This window comes from Aureimonas endophytica, from assembly GCF_014642635.1.
Lineage (GTDB): Bacteria > Pseudomonadota > Alphaproteobacteria > Rhizobiales > Rhizobiaceae > Plantimonas > Plantimonas endophytica.
Genome location: NZ_BMIQ01000030.1, coordinates 1 through 1,109, shown reverse-complemented (window position 1 = coordinate 1,109; position 1,109 = coordinate 1). Strand labels below are relative to the sequence as shown.

The 1,109-nt window shown below is 38.4% G+C and carries 1 protein-coding gene; it reads left to right on the top strand.

The genetic code is table 11. From position 1 onward, the window contains the following. A partial coding sequence (locus IEY14_RS26380) for a hypothetical protein (RefSeq protein WP_210318594.1) occupies positions 1–1,065 on the top strand: 1,065 nt, incomplete at its 5' end. Between the last annotated feature and the right edge of the window lie 44 nt (positions 1,066–1,109).

Here is a 1,109-nt window from a genome sequence, read left to right as displayed (position 1 = left end):
GGAGGCAAGAATATTCAATGGATTAAAGACAATCTGTTTAACAAGTGGTGCTGGGAAAACTGGTCAACCACTTGTAAAAGAATGAAACTAGAACACTTTCTAACACCATACACAAAAATAAACTCAAAATGGATTAAAGATCTAAACGTAAGACCAGAAACTATAAAACTCCTAGAGGAGAACATAGGCAAAACACTCTCTGACATACATCACAGCAGGATCCTCTATGACCCACCTCCCAGAATATTGGAAATAAAAGCAAAAATAAACAAATGGGACCTAATTAAACTTAAAAGCTTCTGCACATCAAAGGAAACTATCAGCAAGGTGAAAAGACAGCCTTCAGAATGGGAGAAAATAATAGCAAATGAAGCAACTGACAAACAACTAATCTCAAAAATATACAAGCAACTCCTACAGCTCAACTCCAGAAAAATAAATGACCCAATCAAAAAATGGGCCAAAGAACTAAATAGACATTTCTCCAAAGAAGACATACAGATGGCTAACAAACACATGAAAAGATGCTCAACATCACTCATTATCAGAGAAATGCAAATCAAAACCACTATGAGGTACCATTTCACACCAGTCAGAATGGCTGCGATCCAAAAGTCTACAAGCAATAAATGCTGGAGAGGGTGTGGAGAAAAGGGAACCCTCTTACACTGTTGGTGGGAATGCAAACTAGTACAGCCACTATGGAGAACAGTGTGGAGATTCCTTAAAAAACTGGAAATAGAACTGCCTTATGATCCAGCAATCCCACTGCTGGGCATACACACTGAGGAAACCAGAAGGGAAAGAGACACGTGTACCCCAATGTTCATCGCAGCACTGTTTATAATAGCCAGGACATGGAAGCAACCTAGATGTCCATCAGCAGATGAATGGATAAGAAAGCTGTGGTACATATACACAATGGAGTATTACTCAGCCATTAAAAAGAATACATTTGAATCAGTTCTAATGAGGTGGATGAAACTGGAGCCTATTATACAGAGTGAAGTAAGCCAGAAAGAAAAACACCAATACAGTATACTAACGCATATATATGGAATTTAGAAAGATGGTAACAATAACCCTGTGTACGAGACAGCAAAAGACAC